Raw genomic sequence first — 22,306 nt, 5'->3', positions numbered from 1 at the left:
GGTTTATTTATTCTTCCATTTTTTCTGCTAGTTCTAGCCAGCGCATTTCTTTTTCTTCTATACTATCTAATATAACCTGAAGTTTGTTTGATAGTTCGTTAATTTCATTTGTAGAAAGGTCTGGATTTAAGAACTTTTTTTCTAATTCAATTTTATCAAACTCTAAAGATTTTATTTTACTTTCTAAGTTTTTATATTCTTTTTGCTCGTTATAGGATAGTTTTACGTTACTATCTTTCTTCCAGTTTTTCTTTTCTTTTTTTTCTTCGTCTGTAGTTTCAGAAATAGCAGGTTTGCTGTCTTCGTATGCTCTAAAATCGCTATAGTTACCTGGAAAATCTTCAACAACACCTTTGCCTCTAAAAACAAACAGGTGATCTACAATTTTATCCATAAAATAACGGTCGTGAGATACCACTAATAAACAACCTGGGAAATCTAACAAGAAGCTTTCTAGTACGTTTAATGTTACAATATCTAAATCGTTAGTAGGTTCATCAAGAATTAAAAAATTGGGATTTTGAATTAGAACTGTACATAAATATAGGCGTTTGCGTTCGCCACCACTAAGTTTTTCGACAAAATCGTATTGCTTTTTTCTATCGAATAGAAAACGTTCAAGTAATTGCTGTGCACTAATTTGACGTCCCTTTTTTAATGGTATGTAATCACCAAACTCTCTAACAATATCAATAACTTTTTGTTGTGGTTTTGGCGTAATACCACCTTGTGTATAGTAGCCAAATTTTACAGTTTCGCCAACAACAATTTTTCCTGAGTCTGGCTCTGCTGTTTGAGTAAGTATATTTAAAAATGTAGATTTACCAGTACCGTTTTTACCAATAATTCCTGCACGTTCTCCTTTTTGAAACATGTAGCTAAAGCCATCTAAAATAATTTTATCTTTATAAGCTTTAGATACTTTTTTAAGTTCAACAATTTTACTTCCCAAACGCTCCATGTTAAGTTCTAATTGTACTACGTGGTCTTTACGGCGTTGGTGCGCTTTATGTTTTATCTCGGTAAAATCGTCTATTCTAGATTTAGATTTTGTAGTACGTGCTTTAGGCTGGCGACGCATCCAGGTTAATTCTTTTTTATAAAGTTGTTTTGCTTTGCCTGTTTCTACAGCTTGTTGTTCTATTCTTGCTTCTTTTTTCTCTAAGTAGTATGAGTAATTACCTTTATAAGAGAAAAGTTCGCCATGGTCTAATTCTATAATTTCATTACACACACGCTCTAAAAAATAACGGTCGTGCGTTACCATAAAAAGCGTGATGTTTTCTTTAGCAAAAAATTCTTCTAGCCATTCTATCATTTCTAAATCTAAATGGTTAGTTGGCTCATCTAGAATTAAAAGGTCTGGTTTGTTAATTAAAGCATTGGCTAACGAAAGGCGTTTTTTTTGTCCACCAGACATGCTACTTACTTTTTGCTGTAAGTTTTCAAGCTTTAGTTTAAAGAGAATTTGTTTGTATTGCGTTTCAAAATCCCAAGCTTGGTGTATGTCCATTTGTTCGAAAGCTTTTTGGTAAGCTTCAGTATCTTCAGGATTTAATAAAGCATTCTCGTAGTTTTTTATAATATCAAGAATAGGGTTGTCGCTATTAAAAATAGTGTCTTCAACCGTCATATCTCCATCTAAATATGGTTCTTGTGGTAAAAAGGAAACTTTTATATCTTTTCTAAAGATAACATTACCAGTGTCTGGCTCGTCAAGTTTAGCTAAAATATTAAGTATAGAGGTTTTTCCTGTGCCATTTTTAGCTACAAAAGCTACTTTTTGGTCTTTGTGTATGCTAAATGAAATGTTTTGGAAGAGTGTTAGCTCTCCGTAGGATTTCGATATTTGTTCAACAGTTAAATAGTTCAATGCTCAATTTTTTACAAATAACGGACAAAATTCCAAAAATTCCGACAAAAGTTTTATTGTTCAAGACGAAAAGCTATATTTGTCAAAATCAAAACATCCCATTATGAATAAATTTATAGTCGCTTTTTTTGTGCTATTTAGTGTGCTATGTTCATCTTGTATAAGTAATAAGGATGTGGTTTATCTTCAAGATAAAGGTACAGTTATTAATGATTCTTTACTTTTAAAAGAACTTTCTAAACCTTATCGCGTTCAAATAAACGATATATTAAGTATCGATATTAAATCTACAGATTCTGAATTAGCAAAACTAGTAGCTATTTTTGAACCAACAGAAAAAGCTGGTAATACTCAAGGACAAGAAGCGCTATATTTTAGTGGTTTTACTGTAGATTTACATGGTAATATTAAGTTTCCAATTTTGGGTGATATTAATGTTTTGGGTTATACCACAGATGAAATTGTAGCCAAGGTAAAACAAGCTTTATTAGATAAATATTTAAAAGATGTTTCTCAAATATTTGTTACCGTAAAATTATCTGGTTTACGTTATACAGTCTCCGGAGAAGTAAATACTTCTGGCGTATTAACTTTATTTCAAGACCGTGTGAATATTATTGAAGCACTTGCTAATGCAGGTGATATTAAAGATACTGGTGATAGAACCGATGTTTTAGTAGTACGCCAATATCCTCAAGGTCAAAAAATACACCATATAGATTTAACAGATATGGCAGCCATGCAATCGCCATTTTACTATATTCAACCAAACGATATGATTTTGGTTAAACCTTTAAAACGAAAAGCGCTTGGTGCAGGACAAACTGCTACACAAACTTTAACAACAATTGCGTCTATATTCTCTGTATTAGTATCAACATACTTTTTGGCAAGAAACCTATAAAAGAGATTAGTTATGAATGATGAATTTGAACTTTTAGAATCTCAAAATCAAGCACCATTTGATGTTAAGGCTTTTTTAATTAGAGCTTTAAGCTACTGGAAGTGGTTTGTAATTTGTATTGGTTTAGGTGTTTTTATTGTTTATCAGCAAAACATAAGAAAGCAACAATCTTATAGATTAAGTACACAAATTACAGTTGAGGATGATAAAAACCCATTGTTTACATCTAATACAAGTTTAACTTTTAATTGGGGTGGCGTTTCTGGTAAAGTTAAAACAATTATGACGACATTAAAGTCGCGATCTCATCATGAAAAAGTTGTTGATAGTTTACAGTTTTATATTAATTATTTAAAACAATCTCGTTTTAGAAAAGATGAAATATATAAAGCAGCACCATTTAAAATAACATTAACTCCAAATACATTTCAAGTATTAAATCATCCTATTAAAATTACATTTTTAGGAAATGATGAAATAGCCTTAGAAACCGCTTTTGAAGGCGCCACATTACCAGCACAAAATTTTGATACTAAAGCCCGAGAAACTATTACAGCTACTAATGGCGTTAAAAGCTATACGTTTAAATTAAACGAACCTATAGCATTGCCTTTTATTAATGGTATTATTACAACAAGAGCAAAACGCTCTTTTAATGTTGGTGATGAATTTTATATCCTTTTTAGTGATTTTGATGGCGTTGTAAGAAATTATAATAGCAAGTTAAAAATAGATAACCCAATAAATTCCTCTATACTTAATTTAAGTATTACAGATGTAAATACTTCTAAAATAGTAGACTATTTAAACAAATGTGTCGCGATTTTAAGAAAAGATCAATTGGATAAAAAGAATTTATTTGTAACCAATACCATTGCTTTTATTGATAAACAATTGGCAAGAGAAAAAGCGAAATTAACATCTAAGGCAGATTCTTTAAACAATTATAGAGAGCAAAATAAAATATTTAATTTAGATGAAGAAAGCCTTCAGATAAATGAAAAGCTATCTCAATTTGAAGTTGAGCGTGATAACATTAATAGAAAATTAGCTTATTATAAAAGTTTACGCACTTATTTAGAAACTAGTAATAGTTTTACCGAGTTACCAGCGCCATCTATAGCTGGAATTGATGATGCCAATATTTTAAATAACATTTCTAAAATTAATGCGCTTTCTGTTCAAAAATCTAAATATGAAGCAAGCGTAAGAAGTGATGCTTCAATATTTACAGATTTAAATAACCAAATCGATGGATTAAAATCTGTATTGTTAGAAAATATAAGTTCTGCAACAGCAGGTTTACGTCGTGAGTTAAGTTTTATAGGAGGAAAGATAGCGCAGAGTAATAGTAAGATAAGAAAACTTCCAAAAGACCAGCAGCAAATACTTACTATACAACGTCAATATTCATTAAGTGAGCAAACTTATAATTTGTTTTTGGCAAAACGTGGTGAGGCAGATATAATAAAATCTGCAAATGTTAGTGATATTCAGATAATAGATACAGCAAAAGACACTGGAGCTATACCCATAGATTTAAAGTTGAGTGCTCGTTATGTTTTTGCTTTTTTAGGTGGCTTTTTAATACCTTTATTAGTCGCATTTCTCGTTACATTTTTTGATAATAAACTCCACAATCCACAAAGTTTAGAGAAGTTATCTAAAATTCCGCTTTTGGGTGTCGTTGGTAAAAACTCAGCAAAAAATAATTTAGCTGTTCATTTAAAACCAAAATCTACAGTTGCAGAAGCTTTTAGAGCCATTAGGTCAAGTTTGCAATATATCTATAAGCAGCAATCTCTAGAAGGTACAAAAACAGTCATGGTTACTTCGTCTGTAAGTGGAGAAGGTAAAACCTTTTGTTCTATAAATATAGCGAGTGTATTTGCATTAAGCGGAAAAAAAGTTGTTTTAGTTGGTTTAGACCTAAGAAAACCAAAAATATTTGATGATTTTGAAATTAAAAACGACATAGGTGCTGTTAATTATCTTATAGGTCAAAAAAGTCTTGAAGCCATAACACAGAAAACTAAAATAGAGCATCTGGATTTAATTGTTTCGGGTCCTGTACCACCAAACCCTTCAGAGTTGTTAATGGGAGAAAGCATGGATCAATTTATAGATGAGCTAAAAGCAAAATACGATTATATCGTTTTAGATACACCACCAATAGGTTTAGTGTCTGATGCTTTAGAACTTGTTGAATACGTAGATGCCTCTTTATATGTTGTGCGTCAAGACTACACTAAAAAAGGGATGTTAAGTCTTATAAATGATAAGTATAAAAAAGGAGAGATTAGTAACTTAAGCTTTATATATAACTTTTATAATCAAAAAGGTAAATATGGCTATGGTTATGGCTACGGTTATGGCTATGGTTACGGCTACGGTGCGTATGGAAATGGGTATCATGAGGATGAAGTAAAGAAAACCAGTTGGTTAAAGCGACTCACAGCTTTTCTAAAAAGAAAAAAATAAAACATTGAGTTATAAATATCATACCGAAGATTTTTCAAAACTACAGTTTTTAGTTACTGGAGGCGCAGGCTTTATAGGCTCTCATATTGTTTCTTATTTACTAGCGCATCAAGCTAAAAAAGTACGTGTTTTAGATAATTTGGCAACAGGATTTAAAACCAATTTAGAGCCCTTTTTTAATCAAGCTAATTTTGAATTTATAGAAGGCGATATTAGAGATTTAGATACTTGCAAAGCAGCTATGCAGGATATGGATTATGTGAGTCATCAAGCTGCATTAGGCTCTGTGCCTAGATCTATAGATGATCCTGTGACCTCAAATGCAGTAAATGTATCTGGTTTTTTAAATATGTTAATAGCTTTAAAAGATAATACAACTGTAAAACGTATGGTTTATGCGGCTTCAAGTTCAACCTATGGCGATAGTACTATTTTGCCTAAAGTAGAGTCTTCTATTGGTAGTCCATTATCACCTTATGCAGTAACAAAGTACGTAAACGAGTTGTATGCAGATGTGTTTGGTAAAACTTATAATACAGACACTATTGGGTTACGTTATTTTAATGTATTTGGGCCAAAGCAAAATCCTAATGGTGCTTATGCAGCAGTAGTGCCTTTGTTTATGAAAGCTTTGGTAGATAATGTGCCAGCGACAATTAATGGAGACGGTTCTCAAACTAGAGATTTCACCTATGTTTCAAATGCAGTACAAGGTAATATAAAAAGTTTTTTCGCATCTGGAGAAGCAAAAAATGAAGTGTTTAATATTGCTTGTAATGATCGTATTAGTATTATAAAACTGTGGGAGACCTTAGGTGTTTTAGCAAATAAGTCTACCAAAGTTAAGTTTGGGCCTAAGCGTTTAGGAGATGTAAAAGACTCTTTAGCAGATATAAGTAAAGCGGAACGGCTAATAGGTTATAAACCTAAGTATAGCACGGTAGAAGGCTTAAAAGCAACTTGGGATTATTTTGTAGCACAGTCTTAATTTAGAAAAAAATATAAAAAAAGAGGAAGCTAGGCTTCCTCTTTTTTTATGCTATTACAGAATATCCAGTATTTGTAAAACATTATAAGTTCCATTATTTAAAGCATATTGCGTACCGTTAACTTCTTGAAAGAATGCTAACTTAAAAAAATAATATACTTGACCAGTACCAGTAGGCATTGCTGTAGGTACAACACTAATGTTGGTAGCAGTACTATTAATAGGAATATTTTCAATATTACTAAGTATTAGTTCTTTTTCTTCGGTTTCGAAGTTAAGATTTAAAACACCTGTACTAAAGCTAACATGCGTTGCTCCTCCCGGTTTTTTAATATCCTGCGATGGATTTAAGTTGTTAATGAGCACTTCTCCTGTAGTTGTATTTAATTGGTAGTCTGCATATAAAATGCTATCTAATTGCGCATTGTTGTTAAAATCGAAAGCTTTAAGTGCATTTTTACCCGCTACAGATTGCATGCCAATACCCACTTTACGCAAACCTCTGGCAGAGGTAAGGTCGGTATTTTTTACTTGGCTAAGCACTTTAGTTAAGCGGCTGGTTACTCTAGTGTCTTTAACATCGGCTAGCAATGGTGTAATTGCTTGCCTTAGTTTTTTGCCACTGGTTGCCACGTGCCCAAACTCGGTTCCGTTTTCGCGTGTTCTAATAAATGCAGGATCGTTTTGAATTCTGTTTTTAGAAACGCCTCCTTTAGTGCGGACTAAGTATCCGTCTTTTCCTTTGTAAAAAGTTAAACCATCTAAGGTACCTTCAATTTTTAATAGGCTGTTTAATTTTGCCATTTTTAAAATGTGTTATAGCTCTATTGAGCTGATTAATAAATAAATTTTATTACTATTTGCTTTTGCTATGGATCCCTAGTTGATGCTAATAGTAATTTTTTACGAAATTAAATAGGTGGTTTAGTTTGTGATTTCAAATTTGTAATGTTTGGCTTTTTTAATTGAAGTTTGTTTTTTTAATCGTTTTTATTGCTTTTACTTGTTTTTTAGCGGTTTATAATTTTAAGTCGATGTTGTATGAAATTGCGAGATTTGTGGAATTTGTAAGATTTGCAGTATTTGTATAATTAACACTGTCATACTTTAAGCATACAGTATCCATACAGTATCCATACAGTATCCATACACTATCTATACAGTATCTATGGTTTAACGCTGTGTTATTTATACTGTATTTTTGTTTGGTTTTTATTTAAAGTTCTGTTTTTATTTGGCTTATTTTTAGGTTTTTAACGGCAGTTTTTAGAGTGCAAAAGCTATTTTTTCACCTTTTTTTTAAAAATTATCGATTTTGTTAAAATCGTTTATCACAATAATAGTCTATGATTAATTCACATCTCCACAATTGATGTTGAAAACTATGACGATATTTACCACTATTTGCGTTGTGCAAAAGGAAGATAGTCTTTAGTTTTGTATAATATAAACTTATAGTTAGTACGTATAGTATTGTATTTTGCTATAGAAAATAAATAATAATGAGAATTTTTACTTTATGCATTGACACTACACAAGCAGCCCAAATTTTAGGCAAAAGCCAATCGAGTGCTTGTTCTCTATTTCGATCGATACGCGATGCTAGAAATAAAAGAAAAGGCCAATCAATATCTATACGTGAGTTTTGTGAGTATACAGACTTGCCGTATGATGATGTTTTTAATATGATAAACTTACCAAGTAAATCGGCTTAAAATTAGACCTTTGTATTATTACAAGTTAATACAAACCATTATACGTACTTGTAAGCATGCGATAAAGTGTAAGTTTTAGTGTTAAACCACCAAAAAATGTTTTTATTTGTAATTCTAATATGCAAAAAAAACATTTTTAGTCTTGACTACTAAGCGTACTTCTTCAGACTGGCTTTATACTATTTCTCCAAAGCGGAAATTAATAGACCTAAATTTTAAAGAGATTTGGCGATATCGTGATTTGCTTTTTTTGTTTGTAAAACGTGATATTATCACTCAATACAAGCAAACTATATTAGGTCCATTATGGTATTTTATTCAGCCTTTATTCACTTCGGTAATCTTTACCTTAATTTTTAATAATTTAGCCTCTATACCTACAGGATCAGGTATTCCATCGTTTTTATTTAATTTAGCCGGTATTACCTCATGGAATTATTTTAGTGCCTGTTTAACAGGAACGAGTGATACTTTTAAAGCGAACCAAAATATTTTTGGAAAAGTGTATTTTCCAAGAGTAATTACTCCATTATCTGTCGTTTTTTCAAATCTTCTAAAATTTGGAATTCAGCTACTTGTATTTATAAGCTTCTATATTTATTTTGTTTTTTTTACAAATCAAGCTGCTAATGCAATACCTCAAAGCGCTTTAGTTTTATTACCTTTTTTAATAATTTTTATGGGCTTATTTGGTTTAGGATTCGGGATGGTTATTTCATCTTTAACTACAAAATACCGCGATTTAACTTTCTTAGTTGGTTTTGGTGTGCAGTTGCTTATGTATGGTTCTGCAGTCATGTATCCGTTATCTTATTTTAAAGAAAAGGTACCAGAGTATTCTTGGATTGTAGAATACAATCCTATGACCACTATTATAGAATTGTTTAGATATATGACTTTAGGAGTTGGAGAATTTTCAATAGAAAACTTTCTTTATGCAGGAAGTATAAGTATTCTAGTATTCTTATTTGGTTTAATAGTATTCAATAAAACTGAAAAAACATTTATAGATACAGTTTAATATGGCAAAAAAAGACATCATATTAAAAGCTGAAAACATCTCCAAACAATACCGTTTGGGACTTGTTGGTACTGGCACGATTTCTCACGATTTAAACCGTTGGTGGCATCGCATACGAGGCAAACAGGATCCTTATTTAAAAGTAGGCGAACATAACGACCGTAGTACTAAAGGCTCTAGCGATTATGTTTGGGCTTTACAGGATATTAATTTTGAAGTTAAACGCGGAGAAGTTTTAGGAATTATTGGTAAAAACGGAGCAGGAAAATCTACATTATTAAAAATACTCTCTAAAGTTACTAGTCCTACCACTGGTGAAATTAAAACTAAAGGACGTATAGCATCTTTACTAGAAGTTGGAACAGGATTTCATGGTGAAATGACCGGACGTGAAAATGTGTATTTAAATGGTGCTATTTTAGGTATGACCAAAAAAGAAATAGGCTCTAAAATAGATGAGATTATAGACTTTTCTGGTTGCGAGCGCTATATCGATACTCCTGTAAAGCGTTACAGTTCTGGTATGACTGTGCGTTTAGCCTTTGCAGTAGCCGCCTTTTTAGAACCTGAAATATTGGTTATTGATGAGGTTTTGGCGGTAGGCGATGCTGAGTTCCAGAAAAAAGCGATAGGGAAAATGCAGGATATTAGTCGTGGCGAAGGTAGAACGGTGTTGTTTGTGAGTCATGATATGGGTGCAATACAAAGTTTGTGTAATAGAGTAATTTTGTTAGATAAAGGAATGATTTCTTTTGAAGGAGAAACAAATGAAGCTTTAAATGTTTATAAAAAACAGAAAAATAGAAATATAAGAGTAAGAAAGGTAAATGATTTTTTTAGTTATTTAGATTGTAAAGCAAAAAATGACAAATTGCTTAATATCGAATCTGATATTGAGTTAGTTTTTAATTTTAATGTTTTAAAACCATTAAACAAAGATGTTTATATGGATATAGCTATTAAGAATGATTTAGATGAAAGAGTTTTACATTTTAAAATGGATTATACCAATTTTAATATAAGTTTCTGTAAAACAGGAAAGAGTTTAATTAAGATATATATAAAAAAACCAAATTTAATTCCTGGTGAATATAATATTGACATTTATTTATATGATAAAGATAATATTAATTACTTATGGATGGAAAGCGCTTCATTTTTTGTTATAAATGGAGAGAATGAATTCACTAATCAATTAACATTTAATGCTTTAAGAGCGAAAACTTTACCTAGTTATAATTATAGCCAAAATATTGCTGAATAATTATTCTGCAATTTTGATAATAAACAAATGAACAAGAAATTACTAAGATTAATTAAATTTCCACTTTTTCTTTTTTTTTATTCAAAAAAAAGAAATGAAGGTGGAGAAGAAAACTTTGGCGATATTCTATCACTTTATTTAGTAAAGAGAATTTCTAACCGTCCAGTTTTTTTAATAAATCCATCAAGGTTTTTATTTAGAAATTTAATTTCTCATTATTTCGTAATAGGAAGTATATTGTCAAGGTCAAACAAGAATTCCATTATTTGGGGTTCTGGAATTATTAGAAAAAATGAAAACATAAAAGGAGGGACATTTTTAGCAGTAAGAGGACCAAAAACACGAGATAGAATTATAAGTTTGGGTTTTAGATGTGATGAAGTATATGGGGACCCAGCAATATTAACTCCACTATTTTACAATCCTGAAAAAACGACTAGTAATAATATTACTGGTGTAATACCTCATTATGTAGATTACGATAAGGTGTTTAATATTTATAAGGATAAACCAAATTTTAAAGTAATAGATCTTTTAAATAGTAATGTTGAAGCAGTAGTAAAAGAAATTTTGTCTTGTAATAAAATAATTTCTTCTTCCTTACATGGAGTAATCATTTCACACGCTTACAATATTCCAGCATTATGGGTTAAATTTTCAAATAAATTAGTGGGAGATGATATAAAATTTCAGGACTATTTCGAATCTGTTTCAATTGAATATAAAAAAGTATTTGAACTTGAAGATTGTATAGATCTTGAGAACTTGTTTGAAATAAATAGTAAAATTATTTTACCAAAAGTAGGAGTAATTTCATCGAGACAAGAAAAATTGCTATCGGTTTGTCCATTTTAAATTATAAATATGATAAATAAATTTAAACGTAAATTTAAGGAAATAAGTAAAATCTTAAGAGTAACGGAAAAAGGAAATCTGGAATTAAGAAAAATACAAGGCTATAATGTGCTTTCTAATTTTAAGTTTAATAATATTTATTTACCTTTTAATAGCTTCTCCCTAAATCCCGACACTATAGTTGATATTTTAAATGATATTCTTCTAAATGAAAGAAAGTCAATAATTGAATTTGGCAGCGGCATTGGTACGATTTATATTGCTAAACTTATTAAAATGTATGATTTAGATGTGAAATTTGTATCTATAGATTCTGATGAAGTATGGATTGCTACATTAACTAAAATGCTAGAAAAAGAAAATTTATCTGATTATGTAAAGTTGATAAAAGTAAAAATTGTTGAAATTCAAGAGTATAATTACAAAGCTCAAAACAAATGGCATGATATAGCTACTGTAAAAAAAATAGCTAAGGATTTAAATACGATAGATATGGTAATTGTAGATGGACCTTACGGACAAATTTGCGATTTTGCTAGATATAGTGCAATACCTGTTTTAAAAGATTTTTTAGCTGAAAAATTTTGTGTTTTATTAGATGATACTAATAGAAAAGTTGAACAGGAGATTTTTAATGAATGGGAGCAAATTCTAAATAGAAAAGGAACTTTTCATCATACATACAGTAAAATTATAAAGCAAAGTAAATTTGTAACAGAATTATAATTATGATTATAAAAACTTTAAAGAAATTAAAAAGATTTTACAATTATTATGGAAGCATAATAATTGTAGAGGCTTTATTATATAAATATAAAAATTTCTTTAGTAATTTTAATTCTAAACAAGGAATAACTTTAATTATAACAAGCTCAGGAAGAAAATCTTATCTAGAAAGAACGATAGATAGCTTAAAAAAAAACTTACCATCAGAGTTTAAAATCTATTGGTATATAATAGATGATTATCCAAAGAGTAAAGAAACACAAGACTATATTAAAACAAAAGGTTTTGATAAATTTTTTTTTAACAAAAAAAATAAAGGTTTAGGATATTCTCTTAATAGAATAAATAGTAAAATTAAAACCAAGTATGTGTTTCATTGTGAGGATGATTGGGAATTTTTAAAAATTATTCCTTTACAAAGAATGATAAAAATTTTGGAGAGTAATAATTCTATTGGTCAAGTAATATTAAATAGAGTGCAACCATATAAAACTGAAGCAATAGTTGTAAAAGAAGATTATGGTGTTTACGATAAAACTTTTAGTTTCAATCCTCATTTAACAACATTCAAAATTGTTAATAAATGTCTACCATATACTTTAAAGGAAACAGAACGAAAAACAACCGATAAAATGAGAGTAAATAATATAAAAAGTGTCATTTTAGGGTATAAAAATGAATCTTTTGTAAATCATATAGGTGACGAAAAAATAGCAATAAAATATTAAACTACAAAAAGTGAATCCATTAGTTTCTATAATCATTCCAACTTATAATAGAGTTTCTGTAATTAAGGAAACTTTAGATTCTATTGCGAATCAAACCTACAATAATTGGGAATGTATAATTGTAGATGATGGAAGCACAGACGCTACATTTAGTATTTTACAGTCTTACGAAAATAAAGACAAAAGATTTAAGTGTTTAAAAAGACCAGAAAAAAAAAAAAAGGGAGCAAATGCTTGTCGTAATTACGGTTTTGAAAAGTCAAAAGGCGAATATATACAATGGTTTGATAGCGATGATATAATGCATCCAAATAAAATTGAGAAAAAAGTAAATATATTACTTAACAATGATGTCGATTTTGTAGTCTGTTCTGGTATTGAATTTATTAATACAATAGATAATAATTTTACTTTATGGAATAAAACTATAAGTGAAACCCCAGTTTTTGACCATATAATTGGCAATATCTCATTACATACAAATGGACCATTGTTTAAAAGAAAAACTATTGAAAATAGTGAGTTGTTTAATGAATTTTTAATGAGAAAGCAAGAATGGGAATATTACACTAGGCTTTTATTTCAAACTAAAAATTATTATGCAATAGATGAAATTTTGTATTATTTTAGAATACATCAAAATAGTATTAATGGTCTAAACACCATTAGTTCATTAAAGTCTAAAGTTAAAGCGAATAGATTGGTCTTTAAAACAATTAAAAAGAATAAAAATCTTGGTTTGGATATGATTTTTTTAAGAAGACATTTTTTACACAAATATATAGGGTATTTTAAATTATCATTAAAAAATAAAATGTTTATAACCAATTTTAATACTATATCTGGAATTTTTGAGTGTGTAGATAGTAAACAATTGGTAAGATCATTAAATAATATTTTAAACAAAACTTCAGTTTTGTTTAAAAATTCTTTAAATAAATAAAACCAATGCGAGTAGGCAAAAACCCACAAACAAAAATATCTTACAATAATAACTATACGCATCAAGTTGTTATGCCTATTTATATACCTAATAACGAAGGTTACTTTAAAGATGGATTTTCTATTTTAAAAATAAGTTTAGAGAGCTTAATAAAAACCACACATTCTAAAACCTATATTAGTCTAGTGAATAATGGAAGCAGTAAAGAGGTGGTTACTTACTTAAATAATTTATACGAAGCAGGACAGATACAAGAAGTAATTCATACTACTAATATTGGAAAAAATAGAGCCATAATAAAGGCAGTTAAAGGTCATAACTTTAGTCTTGTAACCATTACAGATGCTGATGTTTTATTTTTAAACAATTGGCAGTCAGAAACACTAAGAGTATTTAATGCATTCCCAAAAGCTGGTGTAGTTGGTTTAGTGCCCCAATTTAAACTTTTTAATAACTTTTGTACAAACCTTTTGGTTTCAAATTTTTTTAATAAGAAACTACAATTTACATCGGTTAAAAATCCAAATGCAATTCAGTGTTTTTATAAAAGTATAGGTTGGGATAGTAATTATAATCAAGATTATTTAAAAAAACATCTTACAATTACTAGTAAAGAAAACAATATAGAGGCTGTTGTAGGTTCTGGACACTTTGTCGCAACTTATAAACCCGAAGTTTTAAAATTAAATATAGATATAAAAGACAATAAAAATTTAAGTCCGAAATTGGATAGAGAATTATTAGACAAACCAGTTTTAGAAGTGGATGGTTGGCGTTTAACTACAACCAATAATTTTGCTTATCATATGGGTAATGTTTATGAAAAATGGATGAAGGAAACGCTTTTAAAACTACACGATAAAAAGAACGAATTATTAAACTATCAAGCCTTAACTCAATTGAAAACTATTAGTAAAATTGAATATTTTTTTAAAAACAAAGTAGCAAAAAAGGTGTTGTTTAATAAACATATAAATAAGCATTTTTTAAAATTTAAAGGCCTTCCAAAGGCTATGCTTAATAACTATTAATGATGTCTGTTTTAAAATTCGCCATATTAATCACCACAAAAAACAGGCTAGAAGATTTAAAGGTCACTTTAGGTAAAATTTCCTATTTATTAGATAATGAAAACGTAGCATGCATTATTTGTGATGATGGTTCTACCGATGGCACATTCCAGTATTTAAAAGATAATTATAAGCAAATACAGGTTATACAAAACAAAACAAGCAAAGGTTTAATTTTTAGTAGAAACCGTTTATTAAGTATTACACAAGCAGACTATGCCATTACTTTAGACGATGATGCACATATAGTATCAAATAATCCATTAGAAATTATTGAATCTTTTTTCTTAAAACATCCTAAATGTGCAGTCATAGCCAGTAGAATTTTTTGGGGAAAAGACTTACCTAATAATCTTGCAGATGCCTCGAGTAGTTCACGCGTAAAAGGTTTTGTAGGTTGTGGTCATGTCTGGCGTATGGATGCTTGGCGAAGTATAGCAAATTATCCCGATTGGTTTGTGTTTTATGGTGAAGAGGAGTTTGCAGGCTATCAATTGTTTAAAAAGCAATGGGAAGTATGGTATGTTCCAGCAGTATTTATACAGCATCGCGTAGATGTGAAATCCAGAAAAAAGGATAAAGACTATACTACAAGGTTAAGGCGCTCCTTAAGGTCTGGCTGGTATTTGTACTTTATGTTTTATCCCTTCCATTTAATACCTAAAAAGTTTTTATATACCTTGTGGATGCAATTAAAATTAAAAGTGTTTCAAGGCGATTTTAAAGCTTTAAAAGCTATATTATTGGCATTGTTTGATTTGATAATTAATTTGCCAAAATGTTTTATAGGTAAACGGTTGTCGTTAAATGAGATTGCTAAATATAGAATGTTAGAAAACACTAAGATATATTGGACGCCTACAGAATAGGCATTAAGTTTATTAGATGATTAATAATTTAAAAAATAAGTTTTCAGAAAAACAGCGCTTAAAATTTAAGTACAAGTTAAGAGCTTATAAAGCGCTATTTTTTCCTTTTAATTTATCAAAAATAGCTAGAATACATAAGACCGATAAATTTGGGTATCATTTTTATACACCACATTATCAAACGCATTTTAGTAAATATAAATTTAAACGTAACACTATTTTAGAAATAGGAGTTGGTGGTTACGCAGAACCTTTTATAGGCGGAAATTCTCTTAGGATGTGGAAAAGTTATTTTCCATTTTCTAAAATTTATTCGTTAGATATTTATGATAAATCCTTTTTAGAAGAACGCAGAATTAAAATATTTCAAGGGAGTCAAGTAGATATACTATTTCTAGATAAAATAACTAAAGAAACAGGCGATTTTGATTTGATTATAGATGATGGCAGTCATATTAATGAGCATGTAATAGAAAGTTTCAAATATTTTTTTCCTAAATTAAAAAAAGGAGGTATTTATGTAGTAGAAGATACACAAACCTCTTATTGGGAAGACTATGGAGGAAACTCAACTAATTTAGATAGTAAACATACAATTTATGGTTTTTTTAAAAGTTTAATTGATGGCTTGAATAATGAAGAGTTTTTAATCGATGGTTATAAAAAAACTTATTACGATAAGCACATTATTTCAATGCACTTTTATCATAATATGATATTTATTTATAAAGGAGATAATGATGAAAAATCGAATTATGTTATAAATAATAAGAAACCTAATGCCTAAACCAAACATAGCCATAATAACCACTGTCGCCAATTTTGAATTGTATAATATTACTTCAAAATTATTTCCTAAAAACATAAGAAAATATGTTATTGATGGAAGAGAAGGCATGCATGGTATTTATAGTTTGTATTACATGTTCAAAAAGCTAAAAGATGAAAATATCGATTGGTTAATTATGGCAGATGAAGATGTTGTTTTTAATGATAGTGAAATTGTTTTTTCGATAATTGAAACAATGAAAACCAATAATTATAGTGTGGCAGGTGTTCGTGATGGAGGTGTAATAAAACACAGAACGTTTAATCCTTATATGATAAATACTTTTTTTTCAATTCTAAATTTTAAAGAAATATTAGGTATTTGGGATAAAAAAGAGGTGCAAAAGAATCAATATATTGGTAAAAATGAATTTTCAAATCAAGATTTAAACCTTAAAGGACAATATGATTTAAGTAGTTTATATGAACCTTATTATTGTTTTTACCTATGGTTGAAAAGACAAGACAAAAAGATTTTATATTTAGATGCGAATATGCATTCAGATAATATATCTAATACAGTTTTGTTTAGAAATACAGTTTTTTTATACCATACCTGGTATGCCAGAAGTTATGGTGAAAATGAAAAACACACAAACAGAATAGATTTTATACTAAACGAAAATAAGGAGGCAATAGATAGTGCATTAAACAAACAAGATTATATTTTGTATAAAGCACCATTTTTTGCCTTAGAACAAAAAACCAATAAGTTTTTTAAAAAAATTAAACGTAAATTAAAAATAGCATAACCTATCAAAACCATCGCCATTATACCAGCACGAGGCCACTCCAAACGCCTACCTAAAAAAAACATAAAACTTTTGGGAGGTATACCATTATTGGTGCACAGTATTAATTATGCTAAACAGTTTGATTTTATAGACGCTGTTTATGTGTCTACAGATTGTGAGTCTACTAAGGCAATAGCATTAGCGCATGGCGCTGAGGTAATAGAAAGACCAGAACATTTAGCTGGAGATTTTGAGCCTACAGTAAGCGCATTAAAACATGTTTTAGGTACTATAAATACTAAAGTAGATGCTGTGGTACTGTTGCAAGCCACTAATCCGTTACGACCAAAACAATTATTACAAGAAGCATTTACTATTTTTAATCAAGTAAAAGCAAGCAGTTTGTTTACAGTGTCTCAAAATCATCTTAAATTTGGGACTATAAAAAACGAGCAGTTTAAACCCTATAATTATAAACCAGGACAGCGCAGTCAAGATTTAGAACCTTTGTATTATGAAAACGGTTTACTATACATCACCAAGGCTAGCTGTATTTTAAATGATGAAATTATAACTAAGGATGCCTATCCTTTAGTGATTGATCATCCTTTTGCAAAAGTTGATATCGATACACAAGACGATTTTGATTATGCTGCGTTTATGCTAAACCATTACGATAATGAGTAATCCATATATAGAAATAGCAGGTAGAAAAGTAGGGCAAGATTTTCCGCCATTAGTCATTGCCGAAATAGGTATTAACCATGAAGGGTCTTTACAAGTAGCAAAAGACATGGTAGATGCGGCGCATCGTGCAGGCGTTGAGGTAGTAAAACACCAAACCCATATTGTAGCTGATGAAATGAGTGGTGCTGCAAAACAAGTTATTCCAGGTAATGCCGACGTTTCAATATATGATATTATGGAGCGTTGCTCATTAAATGAAGCCGATGAATTAGCGCTTAAAAATTATGTGGAATCTAAAGGGATGATTTTTATTTCTACACCATTTTCTAGAGCAGCAGCAGAGCGTTTAAAACGTTTTGATATTCCTGCCTATAAAATAGGCTCTGGTGAATGTAATAATTATCCATTATTAGAACACATTGCGCAATTTGGTAAACCTATTATTTTAAGTACTGGTATGAATACGATTGCTAGTGTAAAAAAAGCAGTCGCTATTTTCGATAAATATAAAGTGCCAGTCGCCTTATTACATACTACCAATTTATATCCCACACCAACACATTTGGTACGTTTTGGAGCGATGGTGGAATTACACGAGGCTTTTCCTGATAAGGTTTTTGGATTGAGTGATCATACCTTAAATAACAATGCGTGTTTAGGTGCAGTAGCATTAGGAGGTTCCATTTTAGAACGTCATTTTACAGATCACATGCAACGTACAGGACCAGATATTGTATGTAGTATGGATGAGCAAGCTTGTAAAGCTCTTATTACAAATAGTGCTGAAATGGCATTAATGCGAGGCGGCACTAAAGCACCAGCAAAAGAAGAGCAAGTGACTATAGATTTTGCTTTTGCAACGGTATGTACTATAAAACCTATTGCAGAAGGAGAACTCTATACTAAAGATAATATTTGGGTAAAACGACCAGGAACAGGCGCGATTTTAGCCGATAAGTTTGATAGTATTTTAGGTAAAAAAGCAACGAGATCTATAGCAAATGATGAACAATTAACTTGGGCCGATATTGAGTAATATTAAAAAAATAGCATTTTTAACAGGTACACGAGCAGATTTTGGTAAAATAAAACCTTTAATACAAAGCGTAGAGACTGAAACAGGATTTGAGGCTCATGTGTTTGTAACCGGTATGCATTTACTTGAAGCCTATGGTTATACCTTAATAGAAGTAGAACGCTGCGGTTTTAAGCATATTTCTACTTTTAATAACCATACGCATGAAGCTACCATGGATTTAACGTTAGCAAAAACAATAACAGGTTTTTCTAATTTTATAGCAGAAACACAACCCGATTTAATTGTTATACATGGTGATAGGGTAGAAGCTTTAGCAGGTGCGATTGTAGGCAGTTTAAACAATATATTAGTAGCACATATTGAAGGTGGTGAACTTTCAGGAACAATAGATGAGCTTATACGACATGCTACTAGTAAAATGAGTCATATTCATTTTGTGGCAAATGCACAAGCCAAGCAGTTGTTGGAACAAATGGGAGAATTGCCAGATTCTATATATACTATAGGCTCACCAGATATAGATGTTATGTTTTCTAATACTTTGCCTAAACTAAAAACGGTGCAAACGTATTATGATATTCCGTTTTCAAGTTATGCAGTAGCCATGTTTCATCCTGTAACTACAGAGCATGAGGATATGGACGTTTATGCAGCGCAGTTTGTAACCGCATTAGAGCAAAGTAATAAACATTATGTTGTTATTTATCCTAATAACGATTTGGGCAGTCAAGCCATATTAAATGTATATAAACGTTTAAAAAACAACCCGAATTTTAGAATATTTCCTTCTATACGTTTTGAATATTTTTTAACCTTATTAAAGCATGCTGATTTTATAATAGGTAATAGTAGTGCAGGTGTTAGAGAAGCGCCATATTATGGTATTCCAACAATAAATATAGGCACACGTCAAGATAATAGAGCGGTATTAAACTCTATAATAAATACGGATTACACCACAGAAGCTATTTTAGCAGCGATATTACAAGACAAAATAAAACAACCCAAAGAACTCCAAGCATTTGGTAACGGAAATAGTGCCAAAGCTTTTATAGATTCGTTATCATTAGATGCTTTTTGGGAGATCAATCATCAAAAACAATTTAGAGCTTTATAATGAAAACATTAGGATTGGTTATAACAGATGGCGTTGGTTTTAGAAATTATATTTTAAGTGATTTTTTAAGTGAAGCGTCCCAAGCGTTTGATGAGGTTATTATTTTATCTTGTTTACCAGAACACGTCTATAAAGCACATACTAATTGTCGCGTTATCGGTTTAGATGTCTTTACAGAAGGATATATTACTTGGTTTTTTAGAAAAGCAAAAGAAGTCGCACACTTAAAATTACATGCTAAGGGTAATTTGGGTATTCAGGATAATTTAAAAACCAATACTTCTCGCTTAAAAACAACACGAGGTTATGGTACACGTTTAATTTATAAATTAACCTCTTGGTTTCATTCAGAAAAAACCATTCAAAAGTTTCAATATTTGCAAAATAAAACTTTTGCAAATCATACTATTACAGCGCAATACAAAACTATTTTAGAGGAAGAAGCTATAGATTTATTGTTTTTTACTCACCAACGTCCTCCATACATAGCGCCTTTAGTCTATGCAGCACAACAACTAAAAATAAAAACAGCAGCTTTTATTTTTAGTTGGGATAACTTAGCGTCTAAAGGCAGAATGGCTTCCAATTTCGATTATTATTTAGTGTGGAGCACACTCATGAAAAAGGATTTATTACAATTTTATAGTACAATACAAGACCAGCATGTAAAAGTTGTAGGTACGCCACAATTTGAGCCTTATGTATTGCCAAGATACAAAACCAGTAAAGCCGACTTTATAAAAGCCTTTCATTTAGATGCTTCATTACAAACCATTTGCTTTAGTTGTGGCGATAGTTCTACCAGTAAAAATGATGAATTATATATCACAACTATAGCCGAAGCTATAAAAAACCACCAGATACCAGCAGTTAATTTTATAGTAAGAACTTCTCCAGCTGAAGATCCAAAACGCTTTGATGCTTTGGTGAAAGCATTTCCATTTATAAAATGGAATTACCCTAAGTGGGAGCAAGTTAGAGCCAATCATCAAGAGTCTTGGTCGCAACGTATACCTACGGTAGAAGATGTAAAACAATTAAGAGCCTTGTTAGCGTATTGCGATTTAAATATTAATATGTTGTCTACCATGAGTTTGGATTTTATGTTGTTTGATAAACCAGTAATTAATACTGTTTTTGGTAATGCTACTAATGGTTTGTATGACGATCAGCGCTTTTTAGGTTACGAACATATTATGAATGTAGTGAATAGTAAAGCTACTACAGTGGTTACTCATGCAGCAGCATTGATACAGGCAATTAATCAAGATTTAAGTTTAGATTCTAATAGCGCAAACCGTAAAGCACTTATAGCACAACAAATAGGAGTAGATTTAGAAAACACCAGTACAATAGCTGTAAATATGTTGAAGCAATGGGTTTAAAGACAACGCGTATTGCTGTAATTTGTAATTATCAATTATTAGAGAACCGTATTGGTGGTATGGATTATTTTTTCTGGGCGTTTCATAACAAATGTAAAGCCGAGCAAATTAAAATAGATTGGTTTTTTCCTAATGCAGCAAGCTATGGGCAGTATGATGCGTTTAAAATAATAGCAGACAAAGACCAGACGATAGAAGCTACATTTATAAATTATATAAAAACAACACCTACTAATTATACACATGTTATTACGCATTTTGTAGAGTTGTGTACTTCATTTTATGCTGAGGTAAAACACTTATTAAACACAAAAATTATAGCAGTGGATCACAATCCAAGACCTTTAGGCGGTTATCCATTGCAAAAGCAAATAAAAAAGAAAATAAAAGGCCGTTTATATGGGAAGCATATAGATGAGTTTATTGGTGTTTCGGATTATACCAGTCAAGCGATATTACAAGATTTTGGACGCTTTTTAAAGCCTAAAACAAAGACTATTTATAATGGTGTTTTAATAGATACAATTATTCCAAAAATAACAAAGCGAGCAATAAATAATCCTCGATTTTTAGTGGTCTCTCATTTACGTTTTTCCAAAGGAATACAAGATTTAATTTTAGCTGTTAGTACATTACCACAACATTTAATTAAAGACTTAAAAATTGATGTTTTTGGAGATGGCCCTTACAAAACAGAATTATTAGGTCTCGTTAATAAGTATAAATTAAATACAGTATTTCATTTTAAGGGCAGTAGTTCAAGCTTAAATACTAGCTATCAACATTACGATTACTTATTACAACCCACACATATGGAGTGTTTTAGTTTGTCTATTTTAGAAAGCTTAGCCGCAAATGTTCCCGTAATAACAACACCAGTTGGTGGTAATGAGGAAGTTATCACTCATGGTAAAAATGGTTATATATTTAAGGCAAAAGATATACAGGCATTAGGTGTACTTTTACAATCTGTTATTACAGGCGAAAAAACAATACACGAAGACACTAGACCGATGATAGCACACTATTTTTCTATTGCTTTAATGGTAGAAAATCACTTTAGTATATTACAATAGTAT

At 30.3% G+C, this 22,306-nt stretch carries 20 protein-coding genes; 18 read left to right on the top strand and 2 right to left on the bottom strand.

The features are described from left to right. Nucleotides 1-7: 7 nt before the first annotated feature. A complete protein-coding gene (locus LACAL_RS00700; protein ID WP_013868768.1) occupies nucleotides 8-1,873 on the bottom strand; it encodes an ABC-F family ATP-binding cassette domain-containing protein in 1,866 nt (621 codons plus the stop codon). Nucleotides 1,874-1,976: 103 nt separating this feature from the next. Here LACAL_RS00700 and LACAL_RS00695 point away from each other — a divergent pair, with 103 nt between their 5' ends. The 3 genes from LACAL_RS00695 to LACAL_RS00685 are packed head-to-tail and all read left to right on the top strand — an operon-like array spanning nucleotide 1,977 to nucleotide 6,246. Then, complete coding sequence (locus LACAL_RS00695) at nucleotides 1,977-2,777, top strand: polysaccharide biosynthesis/export family protein (RefSeq protein ID WP_013868767.1); 801 nt, start codon at nucleotides 1,977-1,979, stop codon at nucleotides 2,775-2,777. Nucleotides 2,778-2,789: 12 nt separating this feature from the next. Next, entirely contained in the window at nucleotides 2,790-5,258 is a 2,469-nt protein-coding gene (locus tag LACAL_RS00690; RefSeq protein ID WP_013868766.1) for an exopolysaccharide transport family protein, read from the top strand. 4 nt (nucleotides 5,259-5,262) lie between these two features. Continuing rightward, nucleotides 5,263-6,246, top strand: a complete 984-nt coding sequence (locus LACAL_RS00685) for an SDR family oxidoreductase (RefSeq protein ID WP_013868765.1) — start codon at nucleotides 5,263-5,265, stop codon at nucleotides 6,244-6,246. Nucleotides 6,247-6,300: 54 nt separating this feature from the next. Here the strand turns inward: LACAL_RS00685 and LACAL_RS00680 are convergent, their stop codons facing one another. Next, nucleotides 6,301-7,050 carry a hypothetical protein gene (locus LACAL_RS00680; RefSeq protein WP_013868764.1) on the bottom strand — a complete coding sequence of 250 codons (750 nt, stop codon included), beginning with the start codon at nucleotides 7,048-7,050 and terminating at the stop codon, nucleotides 6,301-6,303. 1,053 nt (nucleotides 7,051-8,103) lie between these two features. On the opposite strand from LACAL_RS00680, the gene LACAL_RS00670 reads away from it, so the two are divergent. Genes LACAL_RS00670 through LACAL_RS00600 form a run of 15 tightly spaced genes read left to right on the top strand, consistent with a single transcriptional unit; the run spans nucleotide 8,104 to nucleotide 22,303 of the window. Further along, nucleotides 8,104-8,982: an ABC transporter permease gene (locus LACAL_RS00670; RefSeq protein ID WP_013868762.1), complete on the top strand. Its 879-nt coding sequence runs from the start codon at nucleotides 8,104-8,106 to the stop codon at nucleotides 8,980-8,982. Nucleotide 8,983: 1 nt separating this feature from the next. Then, a complete protein-coding gene (locus LACAL_RS14920) occupies nucleotides 8,984-10,246 on the top strand; it encodes a polysaccharide ABC transporter ATP-binding protein (RefSeq protein ID WP_013868761.1) in 1,263 nt (420 codons plus the stop codon). Nucleotides 10,247-10,273: 27 nt separating this feature from the next. Continuing rightward, nucleotides 10,274-11,101: a polysaccharide pyruvyl transferase family protein gene (locus LACAL_RS00660; protein ID WP_013868760.1), complete on the top strand. Its 828-nt coding sequence runs from the start codon at nucleotides 10,274-10,276 to the stop codon at nucleotides 11,099-11,101. Between the two features lie 9 nt (nucleotides 11,102-11,110). Then, nucleotides 11,111-11,827: a class I SAM-dependent methyltransferase gene (locus LACAL_RS00655; RefSeq protein WP_013868759.1), complete on the top strand. Its 717-nt coding sequence runs from the start codon at nucleotides 11,111-11,113 to the stop codon at nucleotides 11,825-11,827. Between the two features lie 2 nt (nucleotides 11,828-11,829). After that, complete coding sequence (locus tag LACAL_RS14915) at nucleotides 11,830-12,555, top strand: glycosyltransferase family A protein (protein WP_013868758.1); 726 nt, start codon at nucleotides 11,830-11,832, stop codon at nucleotides 12,553-12,555. 10 nt (nucleotides 12,556-12,565) lie between these two features. After that, entirely contained in the window at nucleotides 12,566-13,498 is a 933-nt protein-coding gene (locus LACAL_RS00645; protein ID WP_013868757.1) for a glycosyltransferase family 2 protein, read from the top strand. Nucleotides 13,499-13,503: 5 nt separating this feature from the next. After that, complete coding sequence (locus tag LACAL_RS00640) at nucleotides 13,504-14,529, top strand: glycosyltransferase family A protein (RefSeq protein WP_013868756.1); 1,026 nt, start codon at nucleotides 13,504-13,506, stop codon at nucleotides 14,527-14,529. Then, nucleotides 14,529-15,437, top strand: a complete 909-nt coding sequence (locus LACAL_RS00635; protein ID WP_013868755.1) for a glycosyltransferase family 2 protein — start codon at nucleotides 14,529-14,531, stop codon at nucleotides 15,435-15,437. The genes LACAL_RS00640 and LACAL_RS00635 overlap by 1 nt, the downstream gene beginning before the upstream one ends. A 16-nt stretch (nucleotides 15,438-15,453) precedes the next feature. Then, a complete protein-coding gene (locus LACAL_RS00630) occupies nucleotides 15,454-16,224 on the top strand; it encodes a class I SAM-dependent methyltransferase (protein ID WP_013868754.1) in 771 nt (256 codons plus the stop codon). After that, complete coding sequence (locus tag LACAL_RS00625) at nucleotides 16,217-17,017, top strand: hypothetical protein (RefSeq protein ID WP_013868753.1); 801 nt, start codon at nucleotides 16,217-16,219, stop codon at nucleotides 17,015-17,017. The genes LACAL_RS00630 and LACAL_RS00625 overlap by 8 nt, the downstream gene beginning before the upstream one ends. 3 nt (nucleotides 17,018-17,020) lie before the next feature. After that, nucleotides 17,021-17,686, top strand: a complete 666-nt coding sequence (locus LACAL_RS00620; protein WP_013868752.1) for a cytidylyltransferase domain-containing protein — start codon at nucleotides 17,021-17,023, stop codon at nucleotides 17,684-17,686. Continuing rightward, on the top strand, nucleotides 17,679-18,722 hold the full coding sequence (locus LACAL_RS00615) for an N-acetylneuraminate synthase family protein (RefSeq protein ID WP_013868751.1): 1,044 nt from the start codon (nucleotides 17,679-17,681) through the stop codon (nucleotides 18,720-18,722). Before LACAL_RS00620 ends, LACAL_RS00615 begins: the two co-directional genes overlap by 8 nt. Continuing rightward, on the top strand, nucleotides 18,715-19,842 hold the full coding sequence (gene neuC / locus LACAL_RS00610; protein ID WP_013868750.1) for a UDP-N-acetylglucosamine 2-epimerase: 1,128 nt from the start codon (nucleotides 18,715-18,717) through the stop codon (nucleotides 19,840-19,842). Before LACAL_RS00615 ends, neuC begins: the two co-directional genes overlap by 8 nt. Next, nucleotides 19,842-21,227, top strand: a complete 1,386-nt coding sequence (locus LACAL_RS00605) for a hypothetical protein (RefSeq protein WP_013868749.1) — start codon at nucleotides 19,842-19,844, stop codon at nucleotides 21,225-21,227. Before neuC ends, LACAL_RS00605 begins: the two co-directional genes overlap by 1 nt. Further along, nucleotides 21,218-22,303, top strand: a complete 1,086-nt coding sequence (locus tag LACAL_RS00600; RefSeq protein WP_013868748.1) for a glycosyltransferase family 4 protein — start codon at nucleotides 21,218-21,220, stop codon at nucleotides 22,301-22,303. The genes LACAL_RS00605 and LACAL_RS00600 overlap by 10 nt, the downstream gene beginning before the upstream one ends. Nucleotides 22,304-22,306: the final 3 nt, after the last annotated feature.

The organism is Lacinutrix sp. 5H-3-7-4, assembly GCF_000211855.2.
Classification (GTDB): domain Bacteria; phylum Bacteroidota; class Bacteroidia; order Flavobacteriales; family Flavobacteriaceae; genus Lacinutrix.
This window is presented reverse-complemented; position numbering and strand designations above follow the sequence as displayed.